Raw genomic sequence first — 26123 nt, forward strand, 5'->3', positions numbered from 1 at the left:
CGCGCGCGGACGCGCGCGCGCGGACGCGCGCAGGAGCTCGCTGGTCCCCGTGCGCCTGGGCGCCCGGGCCGCCTCGCGCTGGCCTTCCGCCGTGTCGCACAACCAGAGCGGCGGCGCTCGCACCTAACCGCTCCAATGGCCACGCGACCGCCTCGACAGCCGCTCTCGACCCTCCTCGTCCTCTGCACGCTCGCGGCGATCCTGGGATCCAGCCACGCGTACAGCGGCGGCGTTGCGGAGCAGGACGCGAATGCTTCCGTTCACGCAGGGCGCGACCGCGCGCAGGCGCCTCCGCCGAGCTGCGCGGGCGGCACACCCGGCGCCGACGACCGCTGTGGCCTCGGCCACGACGACGACTGCTGCGCCAGCTTGCCCGTGCCCGGCGGCACGTTCAACCGGCTCAACGACCCGCGGTATCCGGCGAGCGTGAGCAGCTTCCACCTCGACAAGTACATGGTCACGGTGGGGCGATTTCGCCGCTACCTGGAAGAGACAGGCGGCCCGACGCAGGCGAGCCCGCCGCCGGCCGGCGCAGGGGCGCACCCGAAGATCCCGGACAGCGGGTGGGACGCGGCCTGGAACGCGATGCTCCCGGCGACAACGGCCGCGATGAAGCAGGCGCTCGTCTGCGATCCTTACGGCTGGCCGACGTGGACCGACGCTCCGGCCGCGAACGAGGACAAACCCATCGTGTGCGCGACATGGCTCGAGCTGTTCGCGTTCTGCGCGTGGGACGGCGGGCGCCTGCCGACCCAGGCCGAGATGAACTACGCGGCCGCAGGCGGCGACGAGCAGCGGCTGTACCCGTGGGGCTCTTCCCCCATCACCTCCGAGGACGCGGCCTTTTGCTGCCAGGGCGAAGGCGCGACGTCGCTGCCCTGCGAGGACGCGTTTCCCCCGTGGAGCCTCATCCACTGCACCACGGACGATCTCGCGCCTGTCGGCTCCTTTCCCAGGGGAGCGGGGCGCTGGGGCCAGCTCGATCTCGCCGGCGAGGCCTACAAGGTCACGCGCGACGCCGCCGACGACGACCGCCCGCTCGTGCCGTGCGACGACTGCTCCCGCCTGGACAACCACGCTGCCCTGCGCGTCACGCACGGCGGGAGCTTCGTCGCCGCCGGATACCGGCAGACGACGACCTACCGCGCGCCGTACGAGACGAATGGCCGCCACTACTATGTATCGGCGATGTGCGCGCGCGACCTGCCAGGGCCGTGAGCCTCCGCGCGGCCATGGCTGGCAGCGCGATCCAACGCGCACGCGAGCGTCCCCAACGTTGGCCCGACTTCCTATCGTCTTTGGTGACTCAGTCGTCCAGATCTTCGCCTTCGGGGAGCTCCCAGGATCCGCCAAAATGCTGGATCAGGTCACGCTCTTCGCGCCACAGCCGCTGGTAGCGCCAGCCGAGCACCGTCTCCGGGGTACGCGTTCTATCGTCCGCTGGAAGCAGATGGCGAGCCGCTAGCTCGACATCGCGATTGCTCTCGAGCCCCGGCAGACCCGGGCCCGGCGCGCCGATCCATGCGCGGAGCTGTGCTAGACCGTCGTCGCTGGCGATGACCCGGTTCGCCAGATCGTGCGCCGATCGCTCCGGAAAGAGGCGATGCAGCGCCTCGTTGCCCATCGCGCCGTAGAGGCGCCTCTGCGTGTCGCCGCCGGCTTCGCGGTCGCCCGCGGTCGCCATCACGAGCAGGGCGAGGCGCGAGCGCACCGAGTTGAGCCGCAGCTTGTCCACGGGCTGGACCACGGGCCGCGCCATCAAGTTCGCCAGGTGATGTCCCCGGATCAGCGCCTCGACACGCTCGAACTCCTGTCGGAGCTGACCGCTCGTCATGCCGGTGAAGTGCTCGTGATAGCTCGTCCAGAAGAACCACCGCTCCAGCGCCGGCCGAGCCTGCCGCAGGCCAGGCTCGCCGATGACGTGACGCGCCCGCACCAGGGCGACGAGCTGGTAGGCGTAAGGCAGGCTTCCGGGACCGTAGACCCCGAACTCACGCAGCAAATCGGCGACCGGGGCGAAGATCTCGGGGAACGCGCGGAGCAGATCTCGGCCGTCCTGCGATTCGAGCTTGAGCTTCAGCCCCTTGGCGCCCGACTTGTAGATGTCGAGATCCCACATCCCTTTCAGTGCGGCGATGATGGTCTTGCGATCGAGCTCGCCGAAGCCCATCGGAGAGAGCTGCTCGGAGATGACGGCCAGCTCGTCGTTGAAGCTGAAGGTCCTCCCCAGCGTGAGAGCGTGGGCCATGTCCCCTTCGTCGAGGTCCTGGCCGTAGCTGTTCACCCGGGCGAACGCCTCGGTGACCAGCTCCTGGTCGTCCGAGACCAGCGGGACTACGGGCACGACGTAGCTGCGGAAGCGGCTCTCCAGCCGCCGCGCCTCCTGCAGAAGATCCCGCCGCCCCATGTCCACGAGCTGTGTGCGGAACTTGAAGAACAGATCGTCGTCGAGCAAGCACGCGAGCGGTATCCACGTGGACGGCGCGTTCTGCCGGCCGTGGCGCAATCGGAAGCGCAGGTCGTCGCTGGGCGGGGCGGCGAGATCGTAGTAGATGGGCCAGCGGCGCCCCTCGCCGTCCTGCTCCACGCCCTCGGGGAGCGGCATCAGGGCCGAGTACAGCGTGGTGACGCGCTGCAAGCCGTCAACGAGATATCCGCGAGCGCCCGAACGCTGGCCCTGGGGCAGGGGGCAGGGGCCGATTTGCGTCTTGACCCGGATCCCCCGATCCGACGTGGTGCGCCAGACGAGCAGGCTGCCGATCGGAATGCCGCGCCAGATGCTGTCCATCAACCGGAGCCGCTGCTCGTCCGACCACGCGTAGCCGCGCTGAAACTCGGGGACCTGGATCGTGCCCTCGTGCACCTCCTGGAGCAGCTCGGGAAGCCGGGGCAGGACCGGCGTGTCGAACATCCGGCTCATGTTCAGAGCACGCTCCAGAGGCTCTCCACGAGCCGTTTGCGCCAGGCCTGCGCGGCGGGATCGAGTTCGAAGACGCGATGAAACCAGATGTCGTCGATCTTCGTGTCCTCGTCCTCGCAGTAGAGATCCGCGATGTTCCTCCCGAAGCCACGGTTCAGTCGGTTGCGGAACGCCTCGTTCTGCATCCCCTGGAAGACCACGGGCAACTCCGTCTCTTTCAGCCATCTCACGGTCGGACGCGCGATGGCCCGCTGGTTTTGCGGTGGGTTGCGAGGGAGGAGCTGGCGGCGTTGTCGCTTGAGCTTGTACTGCTTTTCCTTGCGCTGATTCAGCTCATCGCGGACCTCCTGAGCGACGTCCTTCTCGAAACCATCCTTCATGCTGAAGCACGCGCGCCGCGTCGGTCCGAAGTCGGCCGACTTGAACGCCTCTACCTGCTGGCGGCGCCTCGTCCTGTCGTGCCCTTTTCCGCCTTCCACCCACATGTCGAGCGCCTCGAATGGCAGGTAGTTCTCGATGGTACGCCGGCCGAGTTGGTGCCCCGGAAAGGGCCAGGGTTTCTGCATGGCCGCCACGTGGCCGTGGAGGTCCTCTGACTCCTTCGACGGCAGGCGTCGATCGCTGGGGTGTGCGTCCCGATCGAACATGGCCCAGCTCCGGAGGCGGCGAATCCAGCCCGTCGCCCCGTCGGGCTCCTTGAGCCTCGTCAGGAAGGCCGCGAGCTCTCCCGTGCCGCCGCCGAGCGGGATTTCGACGAGCCCTTCGGCAATGCATCTGTCCAGCTCCGCACGATCGCGCCCCTCCAGGATACGACGGAGAAATTGCAGATCGTTGCGTCCGTTCTCCAGCGCGAGCCATAGCGGTGTGTACATGGCGCGGAGCGCGTCCTCGGGGGTGAGCACGCCGTCCTCCCAGCGGCTCTCCGCGATGGGCTGCACGCGGAGCTTGGCGGCGTGCGCGGCCATGGTCGTGGCCTTGTCGAGGCTCCGCTCGAGCTCATTCTGCACCGCCTCCTGGATCTCGGCTGAGAGGGCGCTGAGCCATACGCGCACCGGGTGGGCGTCGTCCTCGGCGTTCCATGGGGGGTCGGTCAGCAGCACGTGCTCCCGCGTGCTCGCCGCGAACACGAACTGGAGGCAGCGCACGAGAGCGGGCAGGCCCTTCTGGAAGAGGCGCCGATCGACGATGACGATCATCGCGTCGGAGGCTCCTCCTTGGGGGCTTCGTACACCGGGCCGCGGAGGTGCGCTCTGCTCAACTCCTGGAGGAGGCGCCGCTCCTCCGTGAAGGCTGTGCGCAGGGTGCTGCTCTTGGGGAGCCCATTTGTGTCGAACTCCACCGGCTCCGCGTGGCTCGCGCCCGTCTCGTCCTGGTCCACCCAGTAGAGGATCACCCGCGCGGGGTCCAACCCTTCCTTCAGAATGGCGAGCTGTACGCCGAGCAGCAGCGGGCGGGCGTGGGTCTCCAGCAGGACGACCGGGGGCTCGGCTGCCATCGCGATGGAGGCGAAGTGCCGTGCAAGCCGGATCTGGAGATCGTCGTGCAGGTGCGTCGTCGGTTCCTCGAGCGCGAACATCCGCTTGCCATCGGGGCGGTCCTTGCCCCAGCGTTGCGCGAGCGCCACCAGGATCGGGAGCACCTGGGTCATGCCCTCTCCGGTGGAGGCAAAGGGGATGGAGAGCGTCGGCGCCGCGCAGGGAGGAAGGAGCCAGCGCCAGCTGTTGTCTCCCATGCGCTCCCTTCGAAGGTCGCGGTCGACCTCGGTTCGGAGCCAGGCCTCGACCTCAGCTTGCACAGCGCGGTCGTAGAGCAGGATCTCCTGCGCTTCCCTCCCGTCGGCCGAAAGATCGGGCGTAACGCCCCGCGGTTCAACGCTCTTTGGCGAGGGAGCTCGCACGGCGGACAGGTACTGGACGCGCCCGTGAATCTCCCGCAGCCGCGCGCGCAAATCCGACACGGCAACGGGGAGGGCGGGGGCTTCGAGCGGGACGAGTCCGCCGAACGAGAGCTCCGGGACGTGCGTGGCGCCCGCGGGAGGGATTGCTTCCAGGACCTTGGGCGCGGCGTAGTGGGCCGGCGCGCCGCCGTTCTTGACCAGCAGCTGCTCGACCCTGACCCGATCCACACCCCCTGGCTCGTGAAGACCAATCCGCCAGGAAGCCTCGATGTCGTCGTCCCAGCCGAGCGTGAGCTCCAGGAAAGACTTGCCCTCGTCCCGCGCCCGCGCATTGAGGACATCCCTGAAGGACGCGTTGCCCCCCGCGGCGCCGCCGAGCTCGAACGGGCTCTTGCTGCCCTCCGTGACGGAGTCGTGGAGGATGCCAGCGAGCCGCACGACCGAACTCTTGCCCGCGTTGTTCTTCCCGTAGATAAGCGTCAGGGGGCGGAGGTCGAGGTCGAGCCCGCGCTCGAAGGCGCGGTAGTTTTCGACGAAGATGCGGCGCAGGCGGGGCATGAACGCTCTCTCGCTGGAGCATAGTGCGCCCTCCCTCCCGTGGAAAGTTCGTCGTCGGCGCGCCGGCGCACCGGTTCGGCGCCGTGGGAGACCATCGAGCAGGCTTCGGGGCATAGGAATCGGTAGAGCTTTCGCCGTCTCAAGCTCGGGTGGGGGGCGTCGGGCCGAGCGTCCTGCGCCCTCGGCGCGTGACCTTGCTCCACCGCCTCCCCTGGCGGCCGTGCGCGACGCGCGCCTCCGCCTGGGGGCCGTCGTCTGGCGCGCGATGTTGGGTCGGCGGTGAGGCGACGCCGGATCGAGCTGGGGGGCGAACTGCTCCACGGGAGGATCGTGGGCGAGGAGCGTCTTCCGCCGCTCTGGACGTGGAATGTCGTCCGCCGTGGCGGGGGCTGGACGCGTATCTGTGGCAAGCTGCCTCGTTGCAAAAAGCCACACCTCCTGTCCTCCGGTCCGCGAGCCGCAGGTGCTAGAGTTGCCACGACCCATGCTCGACAAGCTCGACATCGCCCGCGCCCTCCGCGAGACGGGCGCGCTCCTCCTGATCAAGGGCGAGAACCCGTTCAGAGCGCGCGCTTACGAGACGGGGGCCGAGGCGCTGGAGCAGCTCACGGACGACCTCGGCGCGCTCGTCCGGGAGAAGAAGCTCACCGGCATCAAGGGCATCGGCCCGGCGCTCGCCGCCCAGATCGCCGAGCTCTACCAGACGGGGCGCTCCGCGCAGCTCGAGGAGCTCCGCGCCGAGCTGCCCAGCGGCGTGCTGGAGCTCGCCCAAGTGCCTGGGATGAGCCTCAAGCGGATGAAGGCGCTCCACGAGGCGCTCGGCATCGGCAGCGTGGAGGAGCTGAAGAGGGCCTGTCTCGCCGGGAAGGTCAGGGCGGTGAAGGGCTTCGGGGCGAAGACCGAGGCGAGCCTGCTCGAGGGGATAGCCCGCCACGAGGCGCGCGACGAGCGCGTCCTGCTCGTCGACGCGCTCGAGGCGGCCGAGCCGCTCCTCGCCCACGTGCGCGGCTGCGAGGCGACCGAGCAGGCCGATCTCGCGGGCTCGATCCGGCGCTGGGAAGAGGCGGTGCCGGCCATCGACCTCGTGGCCGCGGCGGACGACGCCGCGCAGGTGATCGACTGCTTCGTCCGGTCCCCGCAGGTCGCCGAGGTCGAGGCGCGCGGCGACGCGCGTTGCAGGGTGAGGCTCTCGGGCGGCCTGCGCGGCGAGCTCCTCTGCGTGCCGCCCCGGGACTACGCGGCCGCGCTTCACCACCGGACGGGGGCGCCCGAGTACCTCTCGGCCCTCGGCGCGCTCGCGCGCGAGCTGGGGCTCACGCTCGACGAGAGAGGGCTCTGGCGGGGCAAGAAGCGCCTCTCCGTGAAGACGGAAGAGGACCTCTACGAGCACATCGGCGTCCCGTACATCGCGCCCGAGCTCCGCGAGAGCGCGGAGGACATCATCGCCGCCATCGAGCGCGCCGCGCGGGCGGGCCGCGAGGGCGAGCTCGTCGAGCAGGGCGATATCCAGGGCATGGTGCACTGCCACACGGTGTACTCGGACGGCAAGAACACGATCGAGGAGATGGCCCTGGAGGCCGAGGCGATGGGGATGAAATACCTCACCATCACCGATCACTCGCCCGCCGCCCACTACGCGAACGGCGTCGGCCTCGACCGGCTGAAGCAGCAGTGGGACGAGATCGCCCGCGTCCAGGAGCGCGTGAGCGTGAAGCTCCTCCGAGGCACCGAGTCGGATATCCTCGAGTCGGGGAGACTCGATTATCCGGACGCGATCCTGGAGCAGCTCGACGTGGTCATCGCGAGCATCCACTCGCGCATGAAGATGGACGCGGACCAGATGACGCGCAGGCTCGTCAGCGCCATGCGGCTGCCGGTCTTCAAGATCTGGGGGCACGCGCTCGGCCGGCTCATCCAGCGGCGCGAGCCGTTCGCGTGCCGCGTCGAGGAGGTGCTCGACGCCGTGGCCGAGTCGAGGGCCGCCATCGAGGTGAACGGGGACCCGTACCGCCTCGACATGGAGCCCCGGTGGATCAAGGAGGCGCGCAAGCGCGGTATCCGCTTCGTCGTCTCGACGGACGCACACTCGACGCGCGCGCTCCACAACCTGCGCTTCGGCGTGGGGACCGCGCGGCGAGGCGGCCTCCGCCGGGGCGAGGTGCTGAACGCGCTCGGCCCGGCCGCGTTCCAGAAGGCGGTCCGGCCCGCCTGATCGCGTCCCTGATCGCGCCTCTGAGCGTGGCAGCGTGCGGCCCGGACGCCGCGAAGGTCGCTTCGGTCCAGAGGTCGGCCGTCCGCGGCAACCCTGCGCGGCCCACGCCGCCCATGCGACGCGCGTGACGCGCGCGTCATCGCTGGCACCACCTCGACAGACGGTGCGCGTCGTGTGACCGTTGAGCTGTCATGCCAATGCCCATGCCGACCGCTGCGCCCGCAGAGAACATCGTCGCTCTCATCGGGCACACCCCGATGATCCAGGTGACTCAGCTCGACGCCGGCCCGTGCGAGCTCTTCCTCAAGATGGAGAGCCAGAACCCGGGGGGCAGCATCAAGGATCGCATCGGCCTGTCGATGATCGAGGCGGCCGAGCGCGCCGGCCAGCTCGGGGGCGAGCGGCGCCACGTGGTCGAGGCGACGGCGGGCAACACAGGGCTCGGCCTGGCGCTCGTCGCGGCGCAGAAGGGCTACCGGCTCACGCTCGTCATCCCGGACAAGATGAGCCAGGAGAAGGTGTTCCACCTGAGGGCGCTCGGCGCGCAGGTGGTGATGACGCGCTCCGACGTCGAGAAGGGCCACCCGAGCTATTACCAGGACCTCGCCGCCCGCATCGCGCGCGAGGAGGGCGCGTTCTACGTGAACCAGTTCGAGAACCCGGCGAACGCGCTCGCCCACGAGACAGGGACGGGCCCCGAGATCGACGCGCAGCTCGATCGAAGGATCGACGCGATGGTGTGCGGCGTCGGCTCCGGCGGCACCATGACAGGGCTCTCGCGCTACTTCGCCAGGGCGCAGCCGCGCTGCGAGATGGTGCTCGCCGATCCGGAGGGCTCGGTGCTGGCGGGCTACGTGAAGACCGGCAAGCTCGGCAAGGCGGGCTCGTGGCTCGTGGAGGGCATCGGGGAGGACTTCCTCCCTCCGATCCTCGACCTCTCCCATGTCAAGCGCGCTTACACGATCTCCGACCGGGAGAGCCTGGAGACGGCGCGGCTGCTGCTCTCCAGGACGGGCATCCTCGCCGGCTCGTCGTCCGGGACGCTGCTCGCGGCGGCCCTGCGTTATTGCCGCGAGCAGTCGTCGCCGAAGCGCGTCTGTACCCTCGTCTGCGACAGCGGCAACAAGTACCTGTCGAAGATGTACAACGATTTCTGGATGGCCGATCAGGGCTTCACCGACCGCGCGCCGACAGGGGATCTGCGCGACGTGATCACGCGCCGCCACGCCGACAGGGCGGTGGTCACGGTGCAGCGGTCGGACGCGCTCCTCGTGGCCTATGCGAGGATGAAGCTCTACGACGTGTCGCAGCTGCCCGTCCTGGAGGACGGCAAGATCATCGGCATCCTGGACGAGTCCGACCTCCTCCTCGCGGCCGTCGACGACGTGACGCGCTTCCGCCAGCCGGTCGAGGCCGCGATGACGACGCGGCTCCGGACGGTCGACGTGCGGACGCCGATCCGGGAGCTCCTTCCGATGTTCGACGCGGGGCTCGTGCCGATCGTGACCGATGGTGACGAGTTCGTCGGGCTGGTCACCCGCATCGACCTGATCAACTACCTGCGACGCCGGGTGAAGCTGCACGAGGTGTGAGCCGCGCGCGCGGGGCGCTGCATCGGTATCGATACGATGTCGACCGACCCGGGGCCGAGCGAGACGTTCGAGCAGCACAGGGTCTTCCTCGGCGCCGGCGGCTACTACATCGAGAACCCGGCCCATCTGGATCAGCCCCCGGAGGCCGGGGCTGTCGTGGTTGGTAATCGCGCCCCTCCCGCTCGGGCCCGCTGCGCGTCGGCGCGGAGGACGTGGCCGAGTTCATCCGACCATGCGCAGGTCGACATCAACGCACTTACATGGACGTCCAATCCGGAACGGAAGTCGACGGCCGCTGCTTGCGGCAGCCTGCGGCACTGCTGGCTGTCCCCAGCAACCGACACCCCTTCGCGCTCGTGACACCCGGTCGATTCGCACCTTCGGATCCGTCGATTCCATGCCGAAGACGCGCGGGCCTGCGGTGCCTTCCCCGCGGGCCAGGCGCGCAGCGCCGGCGGCACGCAGCCTGCTAGTAGGTCAGGACAGCAGGCGCGCAGCGCGAACCCTGCTTCCTGTCGGCACCGTCCGGCGACCACCTCCGCAAATCGCCTCGTGATCACGTCGTGATCGCGTCGCAGGGGGTTCGTCGGCTCGTCCGAACGACATGGCCCAGCGGCGCGGAGCGTACACCGCAAACACAGGAGTGAGCATGAGAACCATCTCTTCGAAGTGCAGCGTGTTGGCCTTGGTGATTGGCGTCTCGATGGCCTTGGGATGTTCTTCCGGTTCCGGTGGCTCGTCCTCGGACGGCGATCCGCAGACCGGAGACGGCGCACTCGCGATCGTCAACGGACACGTGACCGACGAGGGCGCCGGGTCTCACGACCACAGCCTCGCCGGCGAGAGCACCGTCGCGAACACGAGGACGGTCCGCGTCTCTCATCTGCTCGAGAGCGGAGCACTCGAGCCGCTGGCAGAGACCACGATCGACGCGGAGGGGGCCTTCTCCGCGGAGGTCCCGGTGGACGCAAAGCCGCTCATCGTGCAGGCCCTCGACGGCTCGGGCCAGGTGATCGGCTCCGCGTTCCTCGATGCGGCAGGGAGCGCCGCGGGCGAGATCGCCGTCGCGGCGCCGATCTCGACCGAGAGCTCGGTCGAGGCGCTCGTGCTCATCGATCTCGCCGCCAGCGTCGCGGTGGACGCCACCGTGGCGACGGACGTGCGCGCGCTCGTCGACGCGGAGCTCGCCGCCGCGGTCGCGGCCGCGGCGTCGGCCGGCGCCGAGACCAAGGCGGTCGTGAACGCGATCGCGGGGGCGACCCTGGGAGCGCACCACGCGGAGCTGCGCGCGCTCGCAGCCGCGGGCGCGAACATCGACGCGGACGCGCTCGCCAGCGCGGAGCTGGAGGCCGCCCAGACACTGAACGCGGCGCTGGACAGCGAGGTTCCCGCCGGCGAGGCGACCGCTCAGTTCCTCGCGGAGGTCGACGCCGCGCTGGACGCCGCGGGAGCCACCGCCGACGTGCGCGCCCAGGCGCAGGCCGCGGCCAGCATGACCTTCCGCGCCGCGCTCAGCGCGGAGCTCGACGCGTCCGCGGACGTAGAGGTGGTCCTCTTCGCCTGCGCCCACGCCGCCGCACAGCTGGAGGCGCGCGCGACCGCGCAGGCGACCACGGAGATCGCCAAGCTGAGCGGCGCCGCGCAGGCCACCGTCGATGCGATCGCGGACGCAGGCGCCAAGCTGACGGCGGACGTGGCCGCAGCAGCCAGCGTGGACGCGATCACGACCGCGCGCGCCGACTTCGTCGCGAGCCTCTCCGGCGAGGCGCAGGCCGAGGCCGGCGGTGCGCTCGGCCTCCTGGTGGGCGCCACGGCCGACGCCGAGGCGGCGCTGCGGACGGTGCTCGATGCCACGGTCGACCTCAACGCGCAGCTCGACGCCGACCTGAAGGCCGCGCTCTCGGCCTACCTCGACGCCGAGGCGCACGCCGACCCGAGCGCGTCGGCCAGCCTCGACGCCGAGCTGGACGGCATCGTCGAGGCCTACGCGAAGTTCGCGGCGGGGGTCGAGGCGCTCGCGCCGACGCTCACCGCGGCGGCCGCCAGCGACGCGCAGGCGGAGGCGGTGACCCACGTCCTCTGCTCCGCGCAGGCCATGTTCCGCACGCCGATGTGATCCGAGGTCGCCGCGGCTGGGTTCGACCGTGACCATGGGAGGGCGAACCGGGGAACTCCTCCACGCCCTCCTCCCGGTTGGATGCGGTGTCATGATCGCTTGCCGGGCCGCCCTGCACGTCGGCGCCAGCGATGGCCCACGGACGTTCAGACGTCGGTCGCCAGGACGCCGTGCCGGCGAAGCAGCTCCCGCAGGTAATTGCGATCCATCCGCGCCGCCCGCGCCGCGCGCGAGACATTGCTGCCATTGGCGCGGATCAACGCGTGGACATAAGCGCGTTCCCAGAGCGTGATGACTCGCTCTTTCGCCTCACGAAACGACAGCGACAGATCGTCTTCCCTGAAGACGTTCTCGCGGGCTTCGCCTTGCGCGGCCTCGCCCTCGGTCGCCGCGCCCTCCCGCCAGAGGAGCGGATCCCCGAGCAGCACGGCCCGCTCGACCGCGCCGCGCAGCTCGCGGACGTTGCCCGGCCAGTCGTGGCGCGCCATCGCCTCCACGAGCTCCAGGGGCGGCTTGGCCCCGTCGGCGAACTGCCGGTAGAAGTGCGCGACGAGCAGCGGGATGTCCTCGCGGCGCTCCCGAAGCGACGGGACGCGTATCCGGACCACGTTCAGCCGATAGAAGAGATCGGAGCGGAAGTTGCCCCGGTTCACCTCCTGGCGCAGATCGCGGTTCGTGGCGGCGATCACCCGCACGTCCAGGCGGATCGGGTCGAGGCTGCCGACGCGCCGTATCGTCCGCTCCTCCAGGGCGCGAAGCAGCTTGGGCTGCAGGTCGAGTCGGAGCTCGCCGAGCTCGTCGAGCAGCACCGTCCCCCCGCGCGCTGCCTCGAAGGCGCCCGCCCGCGCCTGCTGCGCGCCCGTGAAGGCCCCCTTGGCGTGCCCGAACAGCTCGGACTCGATGAGCGTGGGTGGGATGGCGCCGCAGTCGATCACGACGAACGGCCCCGAGGCGCGGCGGCTCTGCTGATGGATGAGCTCGGCGAAGAGCCCCTTGCCGGTGCCGGTCTCCCCTTCGAGGAGCACCGTCGAGTCGGACGCCGCGACCCGCGGCAGCATGGCAAAGATACGCCGCATCGCGGTGCTCTGCCCGAGGACGCGCCCGGAGAGGTCCTCGTCGCCGAGCGGCTCGCGGATCTCGTCCGGGAGGACGTCGAAGCGGAGCGTGGACTGGCCCACGCCAATCAGCGCCCCCGGATCGAGGTACGCGGCCTCGACGCGGATCCCCGAAACCCTCGTGCCATTGGTGCTCCCGAGGTCCCGGAGCAGAAACCCCTGTGGCGTGACGGTGATCACGCAGTGGTGCCGCGACACGGCCTGGTCGGTCAGGACAAGCTGGTTGCCGCGGGCGGAGCCGATCACGAGCTCCGGCGCATCTGCCACCTGCGAGGCGCCCTGATCAGGGCCGCGCTGCACCTGGACGTGGAACCGGCTGAACGCCACCTCGCGGGGGCGCGCCTCCAGCACCGCTGTCGCGCCGACATCTTGACAGGGGGGTCGCTCCGAGGCCATCGACCTCAAGCTACCACACGAGCGACCGACCCGCGCTCTCGGCGCGCACACAGGCGAGCGCTGAGCCCGTCCGGCGCGTCACAGGCTGCAGGGCGCGAACGAGTCGAGAGAGATACTGCGATGCAGGCTCGTGGAGATGGCCTCCACGTAGCGGCCGTCTCTCGGCGTGTCACACGTCGAGCGGCCGTCCGCGTCGCGAGCGCAGGCGAGGGAGCACGGGCCAAGGAGGGTGACGCCACACGTGGGCGAGATGCCGCAGATCCGCTGGACCGAATGCCCGCTCCAGTCGGCGCCGCACGCCGCCACATCCGCGTTGTCGACGCAGGCGAAAGCAGCCGGGCTGTCCGGATGGAAGAGGTTGCCGAACATCGTGGCATCCGGGGTGGTGAACTCGGACGGCGCGGCCCCCGCGCGCCCGGCAAGCGCCGGATGGCTCCCCGTCATCCGGACCTCCACTTCCATACTGAGGCCGTTGAGCGTCTGAAGCAGGCACGCCGTCATCCACCGCTGTGTCTCGACGTCCTCGAGAGGCGAGGATATCCACCGTGGCGCGAGGCCGACCGCGCCCTCGAAGGAGACCCCCGCGGCCTCACCGCGCAGCGCCTCGCCTCCAGGGAGCGCGCAGAGGACCACGTAGGAGAGGAGCCGCCGCCCCTCTGCGCTCGCGAGCAGCGGGGTGTCGGTGAGCTCGCCGCTTGATCCCTCGAGCGGCACCTCAGCCATGGCGCGCAAGGCTTGCTGCGTCGCGGATCGCCAGAAGAACGCAGGATCGTCTCCGTTCATGACGATGATCGCGTCCTGCTCCTCGGTGCGCGAGCTCATGCCGCTGTGCCGCTCTGCCCCACATCCGGCGATGAAGAGAGAAAAAACCGTTGTGACAGCGCTGAACGCTCGTGAAATGGACATGATCCCCCCGGAGCGCGCGGCGCCGACCGCATGTGCTCGGCGAGCAAGCTGTGCAAGGCGCAGGCCGGCCCCCTGCTTCAGCGGCCCGCCCCGGCAGGAGCAGGCCCTGCATGAGAAATGGCCGCGCCGCCGCGCGAAGCACGTGAGTCGTGCAACACCCATGCGGCCGAGATCCGGCGGTACCTGCATGTTGAAGCCCTCAGGTGCTGCATGGCCCAGCCAGCACCTTCTCGAGGGCGCGCGCGAGGCCATCGAAGCGATCCCGCCACGCCGGGTGCTCCTCCAGCATGGCCTGCGCCTTGCGCACGACCGCAGAAGCGTCGGCCTCTCGCCGGTCCCGGAGGGCGAGGCGAGCACGCCAGTACAGGATCTCCAGGAGCTCATCGGCGAACAGCAGGCTCCCCGTGCTGCCGGCGGCGCCCATCGCTCCATCCACCGTCTCATGGGCCACCGTCTCATGGGGACCGACGACGCGCCCCGTCTCGTCGATCAGCAGCGCCTGGAGCATCCGGAAGCACGCAAACGCAGCGTGCGCCCCCGGCTCTGGCGGGCAGGAGCCCGCTACCCAGGCGATGAGCTCGCGCGCCTCGTCGTCCTGCTCCGCCGTGGCCAGGATCCGCGCGAGCAGCAGGGAACACTCGGGCACCGGGCGCTCGATGAACCGCCGCTCCAGGACATGCGCCCGGCGGGCGAGCACGAGCGCGTCCTCGCGCCGGTCGCTCCAGTAGAGCAGCTCGGCGACGTTGTAGGTCGCCACGCGCTCCAGCCACGGGTTGCCGATCTCGCGCGCGAGCGAGATGACGCGCTGGAGATCCTCCGTGGCCCGGGACGGCGACTTCTTCAGCGTCCAGAGCACGACGCGGTTCATGTATGCGACGCACAGGTGCGGCAGATCGTGGACCCTTGCACAGAGGTCGATCGCCTCGCGCGCGCGCTCCTCTGCCTCGCTGAACGAGCCCGCGTGCGCCAGCTCGACCGACAGGAGCAGCAGCGCGACGATCCGGCTGTCGTGATCGCCGAGCGCCTCCGCCTCGACGGCGCCCTTCTCCAGGAGCGCGATCGCCTGCGCCACCTGCGCTGTCCGCACGCACCTGCGCCCATCGGCCACCACGAGCCGGACCGCGAGCCGCGGTGAGCCCGACCGCGCGACGAGGGGGCGCGCCTGCTCCACGCGCCGCGCCGACCCTTCGTAATCCCCGGTCCAGTCGAGCAGGGTGGCCTCTTCCAGGAGGATCTCCGCGACGAGCACCTCGTCGGCGAGGCGCTCGCCGAGCTCGCGCGCCACGGTCAGATCCTCGATGGCTTCCCGCGTCCGGTGCGCTCGGTAGCGTACCCTGCCCCGGCCCGCGAGCGCGAGCGCGCGCCGGCGCAGGTCCGCCTCGGAGATGCGCCCGAGGGCCGCAGTGTAGTGCTGGTCGGCCTCGACGTGCCGGTGAGCCGAGAGCGCGATGTCCCCGAGCTTCACGTAGGCTTCCGCCGCCTCCTCGCTGGCTCCGCACGCGCTCGCGTGCCGCGCCAGCGAGGCGAGGGTCTCCGGGGTCGCATCCCCGGCGGAGACCCGCGCTCGCCAGAAGGCCAGCGCGTACCGGTGGGTGTCCCTGCGGTGCTCCGGATGGAGCAGCTCGATCACCGAGTCCCGGAAGACGCCGCTCTGGAACGCGTACCGCTCACCTGGCGCGCGCGACGCGCGCGGCGCGCGCTCCAGGATGCCCCGCTCGACCAGCGCGCTCAGGCCGAAGCCCGCGTCCACCGGCGACCCGGCCCCACCGGCCCGATCGGCGGCGTCCTGGACCCACTCCAGCTCCGCCCTGGTGAACGAGGCCCCGAGCACCGCGCAGAGCCGCGCGCACGCCGCGAGCTCCGGCGGCAGCGCTTCGAGCCTCCGCATGGCCAGCCACTGCCACCCAGGCGAGGACGCCAGGCCTTCGGGCGCCGCGGTCGCCGCGTAATAGCTGCCTGTGTTCGACCGCTGGCGCACGATCCCGGCCCGCTTCAGCGCCCGGACGATCGCCGCAAGGCACGCCGGATTGCCGCCGGCCCACGCGGCGAGCCGCCTCAGCGTGTCCGCCGGCGGGTACTCCGCCGGCAGGAGAAGCTCCGCCGCGAGCCGCATCCCGGCGCCCTCGTCGAGCGGCGAAAGCGCCCTCTTCTCGAAGCGTTGCGTGCGGGTACCCCACCCGGGGCGGAGCTGCTCGAACCGCGGGTGCGCGGCGACCACGACCCAGAGCGCCACGCCGGCGCCGTCGAGCGTCGCGACCTCGAGGGCATCGAGCAACGCGTCGCCCGCCCAGTGCGCGTCGTCGAGGATCACGGCCACCGGCCCGCGGCGCGCGCGCCGGCGGAGCCCTTCCGCGATCGCCCGCCGGAGCTCGTGGTCGTGCGACGCGCCGCCGGACGGGGCGCCCCACCCGAGCGCCGCCGCCACGGACGGCCCCGCCGCGCGCCCGATCTCGTGGCCGAGCCGCTCCGCGCAGAACGCCTCGACGTCGGCCGGCGGCCTTTCCTGCGCGCCCAGCGCGGCGCGCAGGATCTCCTCCGCGTCTCGCGCGAGCTCGCACGACAGCGGCTGCGCCGCGCGCATCGAGAGCACCAGCGCCCCCGGATGGAGCGATCGCGCCACGGCAGCCGCCTCGCTCGCGAGGCGCGTCTTGCCGAGGCCCGCGTCGCCGAGCAGCGTCATCAGGCCGGGACACGTGCCGTCAAAGGCCGCGGCGGCGCTCGCCAGCAGCGCCTCGACGACCTCGCTCCGCCCGAACAGGGGTACCTCGCCGTCGACGGCGCCCGTCGCGGCCGCGGCGCCTGCCGAGGGGGGCGTGGGTTCGGTCTCCACCAGCACGCGTTCGATCTCCGCGCTGAGCACGACCCCGGTCCAGGGCTCGGGCGGCAGCCAGCCTTCCGGGCGATCCACCGCCGCGCCGTAGGCGACGGGCGCGCACCTCCCCTTCCGGCGCACGGTGACGCCCGCGAGGTGGAGCCCCGCGCGCGCATCGCATCGGTCGACGAGCTCCCGCGCGGCGGCGAGCGCCGCCTGCGCCGGATGCTCGATGTCGAGGCCCGAGAACAGCGCCACGAGGCGGCGTCCGCGCTGGCGGACGACGAGCCCCTTGCGGCTCGCCAGCGCGGCGACGGCCGGCGGCACGGCGCCGCCGACGTCCGCGACCAGCACCAAGACCGGCTCGCGCCCGTCCGCGATGAGCCGACCGCTCCCGGCGCTCTCGGGCGGGGCCGCCTCCGCGGCGACAGCGCCGCGGGCGCGGCCAGCGTCCACGACGGCGCCGCGGGCGAGGCCAGCGACCGCCCCGGCGAGGGCGCGCCGGAGCAGCGACACGCTCGCGGGCCGGCGATCTGGTTCCTTGGCGAGGCACGCGAGCACCACGTCCTCGATCGCGGCCGGGACGGCGGCCAGCTCGGTCGGGCGCGGCGGACGCAGCGCGAGGTGGCCGTGCTCGATGGCGCTCGCGTCGCCGACGAACGGCGGTCGCAGCGTCAGGAGCTCGAACAGGATCACGCCGAATGCGTAGATGTCGGCGCGCGCGTCGATCGCCAGGTCCCCGCGCGCTTGCTCGGGCGACATGTAGACGGGCGTCCCCACGACGGTCCCGGCGCGCGTGAGCTCGGCGCCGGTCGCCTCGGCGCCAGAGCCCCGCTTGGCGAGGCCGAAATCGAGCAGGACCACGCGCTCCTCCGCGCCGGGAATGCCTCGCCCCGCGGCGCCGGCGCGCGCTCCGCTGCCGCTCGCTGGCACGAGGAAGACGTTCTCCGGCTTCACGTCGCGGTGGATCACCTCCCGGGCATGCGCCGCCTCGAGCGCGACGAGCAGCGCATCGGCTCGCCCGAGCGCCCAGCCCAGGTCCGGCGGCGCGGGCAGCGCCGCGAGGTCCGCCGCGAGCGTGCGCCCTCGCAGCCGCTCCATGGCGATCCACGGTCGGCCATCGTCGAGCCTCCCCTGCCCGTAGAGGCGCGGCACGTGTGGGGGGCCGATCCGCTCGAGAGCGCCGGCCTCGCGCTGGAAGCGCGCATCGCTCTGCTCCGCGTCGCTCAGGCCGACCTTGACGGCGACCGGCATCTCGTCGCGCTCGCGCCAGCCTGCCCAGACGGCAGCGAAGCCGCCCAGACCGAGGAGCTCGGTCAGACGGAAGCCCTCGACGCGCGGCGCTGCGCCGCGGGCCTCTGCGGGCGCAGGCCCAAGCGGCGGCCCGCCGTGCCGGGGGCACGGGGCCGCCTCTGCGATCCGCCTGTGGCACGATGGACAGCGATGCAAATCGGTTTTCCCTTCGCGCCGCGCGCGGGGGCCGTGAGCGGCGCTCATGATATCGTTGTTGCCCGGCGCATGGCACGAACCACGGAAGACGACACGCTCCCCAGCTCACATACCCCTTCCGCGCTGGCGACGGCGGCCGTGGCTCATCCGCCGAGCGCCCTCGACGACAGCACACTTCCGATACGGGAGGCCGAGGCCACGCCCACGCTGGAGGAGCCGTCGTCCCATCTGCCGCTCCGCACCCTGCCGCGGGGGGCTCGCGTCGGCGACTACATCCTCGAGCGCCCCCTTGCCCAGGGTGGCTTCAGCTTCGTCTATCGCGCCACGCACGCCGAGCGCGGCACCGCTGCGGCGCTCAAGGTCCTTCACGCCGACCTCGCCTCGGATCTCGATGCGGTCGTCCGCTTCGCGCGGGAGATCGAGGCGATACAGCGCCTGGATCATCCGAACGTGGTCGAGATCTTCGATCACGGGCGGCTCGGCAGCCGTGGTCACCCCTACTATGTCATGGAGCTGCTCGAGGGATGTAGTCTCGACGAGCACCTCCGCGCCCGCGGACGCCTGTCCGCCGCCGATGTGCTCGCGCTCCTGGAGCCGCTTTGCAGCGCGCTCGATGCGGCGCACCGCTGTGGGATCGTGCACCGGGATATCAAGGCATCGAATGTCTTTCTCGCCGAGCAGGGCGGGCGGCGGCGGGTGGTGCTGCTCGACTTCGGCGTGGCCAAGCTGCTCGATGCGCCGGGGCCTGCGCTCACGTCGTCGCGGCACATCGTCGGGACCCCGACGTGCATCAGCCCGGAGCAGATCCTCGGCGAGTCGATCGACTCTCGCGCTGACGTCTACGCGCTCGGGGTGCTGACGTACCGGATGCTCGTCGGCGAGCCGCCCTTCGTCGAGCGCTCCTATCCGATGCTGCGCCAGCTGCACCTCTACGTGGACCCGCCGCGCCCGAGCACCCGGGCGCGCGTCCATCCCGCCTTGGATGAGGTGATCCTCCGTGCGATGAGCAAGGATCGCAGGGAGCGCACCCCGACGATCACGGCCTTTCTGAGCGAGCTGAGGGCCAAGGTGGAGGCGAGCGGCGGGACGGGCGCGCTGTCTTCTGCCGCGCGCGCGCGGCAGGCGCTCGCGCTCTACGCCGAAGTGCACGTCGAGCCGAGCGCCCTCGAGGAGCCGGAGGATGGATTGCTCGCGGATCTCGAGGTCATCCTCCCCTTCATCGCCGCCGAGCTCGTCAGCGCCGGTCTCACGAGCATGGCGCAGACCGGCAGCAGCGTGCTTCTCACGGCGGATCGTCCCGACGACCCGGCCGGGGACAGGGAGGCGCGCCGCCAGGTGGTGCGCACGGCGCTCGCGATCTACCAGCGGCTCGAGGCCCGCTCCGGGCGCGATCCCAGGGTCGATGTGCGCCTGTGCCTCCACGCGGGAGAGCTCATGGATACCGGCGACGGCTCGCCCGCAGCCGGCAAGCTGCTGGAGGTCGCGGCGTGGGTGCCAGACCAAGCCGGAGAGGGCGTCTTCGCCTCACCCGAGCTCCTTTCCGATCTGGAGATCGCAACGACAGGAGAAGAGGGCGCGCTCCGCCGGATCACAGCGCCACGGACACGACAGGGCTGATCACCCGCCCCTCATGCCCAGTGCGCCAGGACGGGCATCCTCGCCGGCTCGTCGTCCGGGACGCTGCTCGCGGCGGCCCTGACCGACGGTGACGAGTTCGTCGGGCCGGTTACCCGCATCGACCTGAGCAACTACCTTCGGCGCCGGGTGAAGCTGCACGAGGTGTGAGCCGCGCGCGCGGGCACGGGCCCGCGCGCGGGCGATGCCGGCTCGCTCGGTCGTCGCGTCGGGCGGGCGCGGCGCTCGCGGCGCGGCGCGGCGCGGGCGCCGGCCGGCGTGCCTTGTGCGGGCGGCGGGCTCGTGGTGAGCTGCGCGCCATGAAGGAGGCGCACGGCGCTCTCGTGATCGACCTCGCCGCGGCGCGGGTGGTCGATCTGACGCACCCGATCACCCCGGAGATGCCGCTGTTTCCCGGCGACGAGCCCTATGCGCCGGAGGCGCTGAGCACCATCGAGGAGGACGCGTATTGCTCCAATCGGTTCTCGATGGCCGAGCACGCGGGCACGCACGTGGACGCGCCGGCGCACTTCACGGCCGGGGCGGCGACCGTCGAGCAGATCGCGCCGGAGCAGCTCGTCGGGGCGGCGGCGGTCGTGGACGTGACGGCGGCCGTGGCGGCGAGCCCGGACCACCGGGTCACCGTGGACGATCTCCGGAGCTGGGAGGCGCGGCACGGCGCGCTGGGCGCGAGGCATATCGTGCTGATCCGGACGGGCTGGGGGGCTCGCTGGTCCGATCCGGCGAGGTACCTGAACCAGGACCCCCAGGGCGTGATGCACTTTCCCGGGGTGTCCGTGGAGGCGAGCCGCTACCTGCGCGAGCGCGGCGTGCGCTGCATCGGGATCGATACGCTGTCGACCGACCCGGGGCAGAGCGAGACATTCGAGCAGCACAGGGCCTTCCTTGGCGCCGGCGGCTACCACATCGAGAACCTGGCCAATCTGGAGCAGCTGCCCGAGGCCGGGGCGGTCGTCGTGGTCGCGCCGCTCCCGCTCGCGCGCGGCAGCGGCGCGCCGGCCCGGGTGCTGGCGCTGGTGCCGGGCTCAGCCGAGCCGGCGACGTAGCGGCAGCAACACCGCACCGACCAAGTTCGCTCCTGATTGCGTGTGAAGTGGCACGCGCGGGTCGATTGAGCGGCGCTGTCGTTCGCGCGCCTGTCCGGTGGGGAATCGCCATCGCCGCACCCTCGTGAACGCCTGAGAGCGCGTGTCTGCCCCGAGCGCCTGGCGGTTCAGACCTTGACGGCAGCGACCCTGGTCACGTTACAAGGCGCGACTTTCGTCGCGAGGACCATCAACGTCGAACCGCTGCGATCGATGAGGTTGCGCGTGCGCCCTGCTTGCAGGCTGGCGGCGTGCCACAGGACGGTCCCGAACCACAGCGCGCGCGTACGCAGATCCTGACGGTCGTTCGAATAGCCGTCGAACATGACGAGCTTATCGACGCAAAAGCCGGCGGTCTCGACGAGACGTCGCAAGGTGCCAGTAGACATACGGCGGCGGCGCCGGCTTGTAGCGCTGCAGGAGGCGGTAGCTGCGACGCAGCCTCTCGCGATTCGGTGACAGGGGCGCGAACAGGTGTGCCAGTTCGCTCGTGTCCGGAACGCGTGAGTCCGACTCGTGCGGTATGACCGGGCAACTTTCACCGTTGTTCATCCTCTCCAGCGTAGCACCGTCGCGGATCGGCTGCACCTCTCCGGAGCATGTCAACGAACACTACTCGAGGCCTGTCACGCGAATCTCGTCAATCGCTGTCGACCAGCGTTTCGCCCCCGTTGAACGGTCGCTTCGATCTAGAGAGGGCCTTCGACCGGCGCAGATACGCCTCGGGCGGTGATCAGGGCGTCCAGGCCAACTCGATAAAGGCCGTGATGCGACTCCGGAGCGCCTCGCTCTCCAGCGCACCGGCTCAGCCGAGGAGCTTCGTCACCAGGATGATGAAGGGGACGACGATGAACATGAAGCCGCGCGCCTGCGCGGGTGCTGGCGCTGGTGCCGGGCTCCGGCGAGTCGGCGAGGTAGCGCGGCACCGGCGCTGAATCGTCCAAATTCGCCGTCTCGCCCAGCCCAGGGCGGATTGCTCACGATTTCGAGCACGGACCGCTACTGCCGCGTCGTGGGCGGACACTATTGAAATTCCAGACTGTCTTTGCGCAGACCGCTCCTCCGAGGTATCATGCATGACCTTGCGCGTGAGATTGATGCCAAGCGAGGATCAGAATTCCCAGCGTCGCGCTGCGCTCAATCGGCATGTATCGATCGCTGGACATCCGCCCGTGGCTTACGCCGGCGCAAATGGCTAGCTGAATGCGTGAATATAGGTCCAGGATGAATTGCAAGCGTTGCTGCGCCACCTCGCTCGCGCAAGTGAATCATTGCCTGCAAGCCGGATGGATGCGCTGTCTCAAGTGGAATGGAAGTCCATTTGTCGCTGGCTGAAAATGCATCATGAGGACCCCGCCGCGCTCGATGTAGACAGGCGCGGCGGAAAATGGCACGCCTTCCTATCGCTGGCGGAGGAGATCGCGGCACTCGAAGCGATGCGACCAATTCTCCCGGACATTCTCGGACGCACGTGGCGGAATCCTTCCGTCGAGGCCGCATTCGAGCTACTTCGCCGACATGGGCGGGGCGAACGATGCCGCGACGGTGCCATGCGAAAGCGAGCGTCGAGGCTCGGGAGGCGCCATAGCGACATTTTCTCGCTCGTTCGTCGCGAAGCAGCCGAATTCCCTGCGACCTCCCTGTTTGTGCGCCGTTCGAAGACTGTGTTCGGGAAACCACTCCCGCGATACATGGTAGCGAGTGTCATGCCTGAGTAAGACGTGGCGCTTTCTCGTGACACCAAACCTCTGGCGCGCACCGCGCAGCCTGACTCGCGCGCGCGGCACGCGCCTCTGCTCGCTGAGTCCAAGCTCCCGGACTTGTATACCTCCGGATGCTCCGGATCCGTAAGCGCCAGGCCATCGCCACGGTCACTGCCCCTTGCGCTCTCGCCGGGGTCGACCACGCTGGGCGCGGGGCGGCGTGGACCCACGACTCGGCGCGAGCACAGGTCGTCCTCAAAGAAGGCTCGGCAAGGCGGCCTCCGCGTGCTGGACAAGCATGGATTGCCGGTGTAAATTGGCAAATCGAAGGGGGCGCCCGCCGCTCGTATGTCCGCCAGAGTGCCTCTCTTCTTACGAGCGGCCGGCGCGGCATAGAGCCTAAAACTCGGTGGCAGCGGCGGCGCGACGACGCTATGGCTGCATGGGCTACTTGCGCGCTCTGCGCGCTCATCATCATCAAGCCACAAGAGTTCGTCCCGGCGCTCGGCGCCGTACCGGTGCTGCACGTGATGCTCGCGATCACCGTCGCTTGCATCATCGTCGATGTCCGGAGGCGATGCATCGCGCTGACGATCGCGCCGCAAACGCGTTACGCGATCTGGTTCATGCTGTGGGCGCTCATGACGACCGCGCTGAAGAGCCCTCACGTCTTCGGCGAGCGCGCGCTGGCGCTGCTGCCCACTGCGTGCGTGATGCTCGCGCTCGCTTTCGGGTGCGCCTCGTCGCGGGGCCTCCAGATCTTCGTGCTCACGCTGGTCGGCTGCGCCGTCCTGGTCACCGCCGTCGCGCTCAAGCAGGCGTATGCGCCTCTCGAGTGCATGATCGTCGACCCCACGGCGGCGAGCGGGGAGAACCTGGTGCCCGATGGTCGCCCGTGCGAGTTCCACTACGACTGCCGGCGCGACGCGCCTGACCCCTATGCGGAGTATCGATGCGAGCGTCCGGGTCCGTTCGCGACCACGACCATCAGCAGTCGCGTCCGCTACCGCGGAACGCTCATGGATCCCAACGACCTGTCGCTGATGGCGGGGATGACCATTCCCTTTGTCCTGACCCTCACTGGGCGACATCGAAGACGGGCTCACTCGAGCGCCGGTATGCGCCACGCGCCCGCGTTGCAGCATGCGCCGCGCTGGGACGCGGCGGCCATGGAGCACAGCACGCCTGTTTCCTGGGTAGCGGCGACCTTTCGCGCCGTCTTCGCGACGGCGAACTTGGCCGGGATCGGGACCATGATCGTTTTTGCACGCTCGCGGATGGGGCTCCTCGTGTACCTCGTCATCATCAGCCTGTGCGTCATACAGCGGCACGGCCTGAAGGGCCTCTTCGTGGCAGGGTTCGCGGGCACGCCGATGCTCATGTTCGGGGGCCGGGACGGAGACGAGGCCGCCTCGAGCACGGATGCACGCGTCGACCTCTTGCATGAAGGCTTCGACATGATCCAGCGGACCATGGGCATTGGCGTCGGCATGGGCCAGTTCACCGACGAATCCGTGGGCGCGCAGACCGCGCACAATGCCTACCTGCTTGCCGCTGCAGAAACCGGCGTCGTCGGCGCGAGCCTCTTCGCGCTGCTCCTCTATGCATCGCTGAAGGTGTCGTTCAAGATCTGGCGCGACGGCTACAATGTCGACGTCACGGTGTCGCGCTTCGCCCCGGCCGTCTTCGTGAGCCTGTGCGGCGCGCTCGTGGGTATCTTCTTCCTGTCGTGGAGCTACAAGGACGTGCTCTACATCGTGCTCGGCGCCTCCATGGCCCTGTATGGCGCCGCGCGCGCGCAGGACCCACGCGTCTCGATCCGCATATCGGCCAAGGAGATTGCCGTCGTGTGCTGCGCCATGTTCGCCCTCCTCGCAGCCTTGAACATCTCCCTTCGCTTGAGAGGGTGAAGGCCAGGCGAGCGAGAGCATTCTCGCCCGCGGAGGGCCCTCGGCGTCAAGGCGCGATCCAAAGAGAAGACAGAGATGTGACCCGGCGGGGCCCGGCCCCGAGGAAGAGGACCGAGCGATCGCTCCCGAGAGCGGGTCAGTCGCCCCGCGAGCCCCGCCCGACGGAGATCGCGCCCGACCAGCCGCGCATCAGGACGCGACCGGCGACCGCAGGCACAAGGAGCGGATTAGCGGCGGGTGGCGGCGAGCTGGCGCGCCTCGGGGATGAACGCGAGGACAAGGACGGCGAAGAACAGCGTGTTCGCCACGCCCGCTGCGATGAGCGAGAGGGAGCCGTGGATCGGAAGGAAGCGCGCGGCGACGATCACGATGGAGTAAACGGCGGCGATCGCCACCGTCGGGAGGTGCGTGCGGTAATAACGCAAGACCCCGATGCCCAGCTCCTTCTTGAGGACGATGGGGAACACGATGCCGCGCACGAGCATCATCGGGATCGCCGTGCCGAGGCATACCCCGTAGATCCCGAACGGGCGTACGAGGGCGACGCTGAGCGCCACGTTCGCGATCGCCTCGACCGCAGTGATGCTCATCTGGCCGCGCAGCTTCCCGCTCCCGGCGAGCAGGCTCGTGGCGGGCCCGTGCAACAGCATCACATAGTACGAGGGGAGCATGAGGAGCATGACGGTCGAGCTCTGTGATATCCACGGCTTGTCGATCCACAGCGCCAGGAGGTCTGGTCCCAGCGCTGCGATGTTGACGAGGACGTAAGCCGTGAACAGCCCCGTGACGAGGTTCGCACGCTCGAGGAGGCGTGTGAGCCCGGCCGCGTCTCCCTTCTCGGACAGCCCGCTGAAGCGCGGGATGAGCACGGCGCCGATGACACCGATGCTGTACCACGCGACCGTTACGAGGCGTATGCCGATGCTGTAAATCGAGATGTTCTCCAGCGCCCCTGGCATGAAGCAACCAATGACCGCCGAGTCGATCTGGAACCGCAAGACATCGGCGAGGTTGATGAGCAACGTCGCGCCGCCGTAGCGCGTCAGCTTGATCAGTGTAGCGCGGTCTGCCGCCCGCGGCGTGAACCTGCGCGTCCACGGGGCGAGCTTGAGCGCAGCCGAGGCGACGACAACGTTCCTGAACACCACCTCGGTGACCGTGATGCCGCAGAGCAGCGCGAGGGACATGGATCCTGTCGCTGCGAAGTAGAGCACGAGGCCGAGCTTGAATACGGCGTACGACACCGTCTCGGTCGCATCGCATACGAAGAAGAGAGAGCGCGCGCGTAGGCACGCCGCGTACGGCCTCAGCAAGAGCTCCAGCGCGGTGCCCGCCCCGAGCGCCAGGATGATGTCTCTGTGCTTCCCGAGCGACGCTGGATACACGCTCGGCAGGACCATCATGAGGACGTTCGTGACCCCAAGCGTCAGGAGGGCGGCCGCGCCGAAGAGGAGGAGGCTCGCGCTCCATACGCTCGTGAGCTCCCGGTTGTCGCCTCGCTCGCACGCGCCCGCGGTGAACTTCATCGTCCCGTTCGACATGCCGAGATCGAGGATCCGCAGCTGGAAGATGAACGAGGTGATGAGGAGCCAGATCCCGTAGTTCACCTCCCCGAGCGCTCCCAGGAGCGCCGGGGTCACGATGAACCCGCCCGCGGTCGACACGAGCGTGTTGAGCCAGGACACCGAGACGTTCCCGACGGGGAGCAGTCGGGACCAGCGCGACGCGACACTCGCCGGCTTGCTCGCCGCCTGTCCATACTCGATATCGATGGATTGCATGTGTCTCGCAAGCCTCGTAAGGCCCGTAAAGTCGAT

Annotated in this window: 15 protein-coding genes; 7 read left to right on the forward strand and 8 right to left on the reverse strand. The window is 70.1% G+C overall.

Annotated elements, in window-relative coordinates; all coding sequences use genetic code 11:
* The first annotated feature begins 135 nt into the window (after positions 1–135).
* The gene (locus WMF44_RS46885) at positions 136–1218 is read left to right on the forward strand and encodes a formylglycine-generating enzyme family protein (RefSeq protein WP_437296544.1); all 1083 of its coding nucleotides are present in this window, start codon (positions 136–138) and stop codon (positions 1216–1218) included.
* A gap of 88 nt (positions 1219–1306) precedes the next feature.
* On the opposite strand, the gene WMF44_RS46890 is transcribed toward WMF44_RS46885, so the two are convergent.
* From WMF44_RS46890 to WMF44_RS46900, 3 genes are all read right to left on the reverse strand, one after another.
* Complete coding sequence (locus WMF44_RS46890; protein WP_437296545.1) at positions 1307–2920, reverse strand: DUF262 domain-containing protein; 1614 nt, start codon at positions 2918–2920, stop codon at positions 1307–1309.
* Positions 2921–2922: 2 nt separating this feature from the next.
* Complete coding sequence (locus WMF44_RS46895; protein ID WP_437296546.1) at positions 2923–3885, reverse strand: hypothetical protein; 963 nt, start codon at positions 3883–3885, stop codon at positions 2923–2925.
* 227 nt (positions 3886–4112) lie between these two features.
* Positions 4113–5489, reverse strand: coding sequence for an AAA family ATPase (locus tag WMF44_RS46900; RefSeq protein WP_437296547.1), 1377 nt, complete (start codon positions 5487–5489; stop codon positions 4113–4115).
* Positions 5490–5859: 370 nt separating this feature from the next.
* On the opposite strand from WMF44_RS46900, the gene WMF44_RS46905 reads away from it, so the two are divergent.
* The 3 genes from WMF44_RS46905 (at position 5860) to WMF44_RS46915 (ending at position 11295) form a co-directional block, all read left to right on the forward strand.
* Positions 5860–7587: a PHP domain-containing protein gene (locus WMF44_RS46905; protein ID WP_437296548.1), complete on the forward strand. Its 1728-nt coding sequence runs from the start codon at positions 5860–5862 to the stop codon at positions 7585–7587.
* Between the two features lie 197 nt (positions 7588–7784).
* Positions 7785–9179: a pyridoxal-phosphate dependent enzyme gene (locus WMF44_RS46910; RefSeq protein ID WP_437296549.1), complete on the forward strand. Its 1395-nt coding sequence runs from the start codon at positions 7785–7787 to the stop codon at positions 9177–9179.
* 649 nt (positions 9180–9828) lie between these two features.
* A complete protein-coding gene (locus WMF44_RS46915) occupies positions 9829–11295 on the forward strand; it encodes a hypothetical protein (RefSeq protein WP_437296550.1) in 1467 nt (488 codons plus the stop codon).
* Positions 11296–11441: 146 nt separating this feature from the next.
* Here the strand turns inward: WMF44_RS46915 and WMF44_RS46920 are convergent, their stop codons facing one another.
* The 3 genes from WMF44_RS46920 to WMF44_RS46930 form a co-directional block, all read right to left on the reverse strand.
* Positions 11442–12806, reverse strand: a complete 1365-nt coding sequence (locus WMF44_RS46920) for a sigma 54-interacting transcriptional regulator (protein ID WP_437296551.1) — start codon at positions 12804–12806, stop codon at positions 11442–11444.
* A 78-nt stretch (positions 12807–12884) separates the two neighbouring features.
* Positions 12885–13628 (reverse strand): hypothetical protein, encoded by a 744-nt coding sequence (locus WMF44_RS46925; RefSeq protein WP_437296552.1) that lies wholly within the window; start codon positions 13626–13628, stop codon positions 12885–12887.
* 283 nt (positions 13629–13911) lie between these two features.
* Entirely contained in the window at positions 13912–17844 is a 3933-nt protein-coding gene (locus tag WMF44_RS46930) for a serine/threonine-protein kinase (RefSeq protein WP_437301687.1), read from the reverse strand.
* Between the two features lie 198 nt (positions 17845–18042).
* Here WMF44_RS46930 and WMF44_RS46935 point away from each other — a divergent pair, with 198 nt between their 5' ends.
* On the forward strand, positions 18043–19590 hold the full coding sequence (locus WMF44_RS46935) for a serine/threonine-protein kinase (RefSeq protein ID WP_437296553.1): 1548 nt from the start codon (positions 18043–18045) through the stop codon (positions 19588–19590).
* Positions 19591–19907: 317 nt separating this feature from the next.
* Positions 19908–20654 carry a cyclase family protein gene (locus WMF44_RS46940; protein WP_437296554.1) on the forward strand — a complete coding sequence of 249 codons (747 nt, stop codon included), beginning with the start codon at positions 19908–19910 and terminating at the stop codon, positions 20652–20654.
* A gap of 167 nt (positions 20655–20821) precedes the next feature.
* On the opposite strand, the gene WMF44_RS46945 is transcribed toward WMF44_RS46940, so the two are convergent.
* Positions 20822–21067, reverse strand: coding sequence for a hypothetical protein (locus WMF44_RS46945; protein ID WP_437296555.1), 246 nt, complete (start codon positions 21065–21067; stop codon positions 20822–20824).
* Positions 21068–22926: 1859 nt separating this feature from the next.
* Between WMF44_RS46945 and WMF44_RS46950 the strand changes: the two genes are divergently transcribed.
* Positions 22927–24306, forward strand: coding sequence for an O-antigen ligase family protein (locus tag WMF44_RS46950; RefSeq protein WP_437301688.1), 1380 nt, complete (start codon positions 22927–22929; stop codon positions 24304–24306).
* Positions 24307–24533: 227 nt separating this feature from the next.
* On the opposite strand, the gene WMF44_RS46955 is transcribed toward WMF44_RS46950, so the two are convergent.
* Positions 24534–26087 carry a hypothetical protein gene (locus WMF44_RS46955; protein ID WP_437296556.1) on the reverse strand — a complete coding sequence of 518 codons (1554 nt, stop codon included), beginning with the start codon at positions 26085–26087 and terminating at the stop codon, positions 24534–24536.
* Positions 26088–26123: the final 36 nt, after the last annotated feature.

The sequence above is a fragment of the Sorangium sp. So ce426 genome, assembly GCF_051475585.1.
In the GTDB taxonomy this organism is placed as follows: domain Bacteria; phylum Myxococcota_A; class Polyangia; order Polyangiales; family Polyangiaceae; genus Sorangium; species Sorangium cellulosum_B.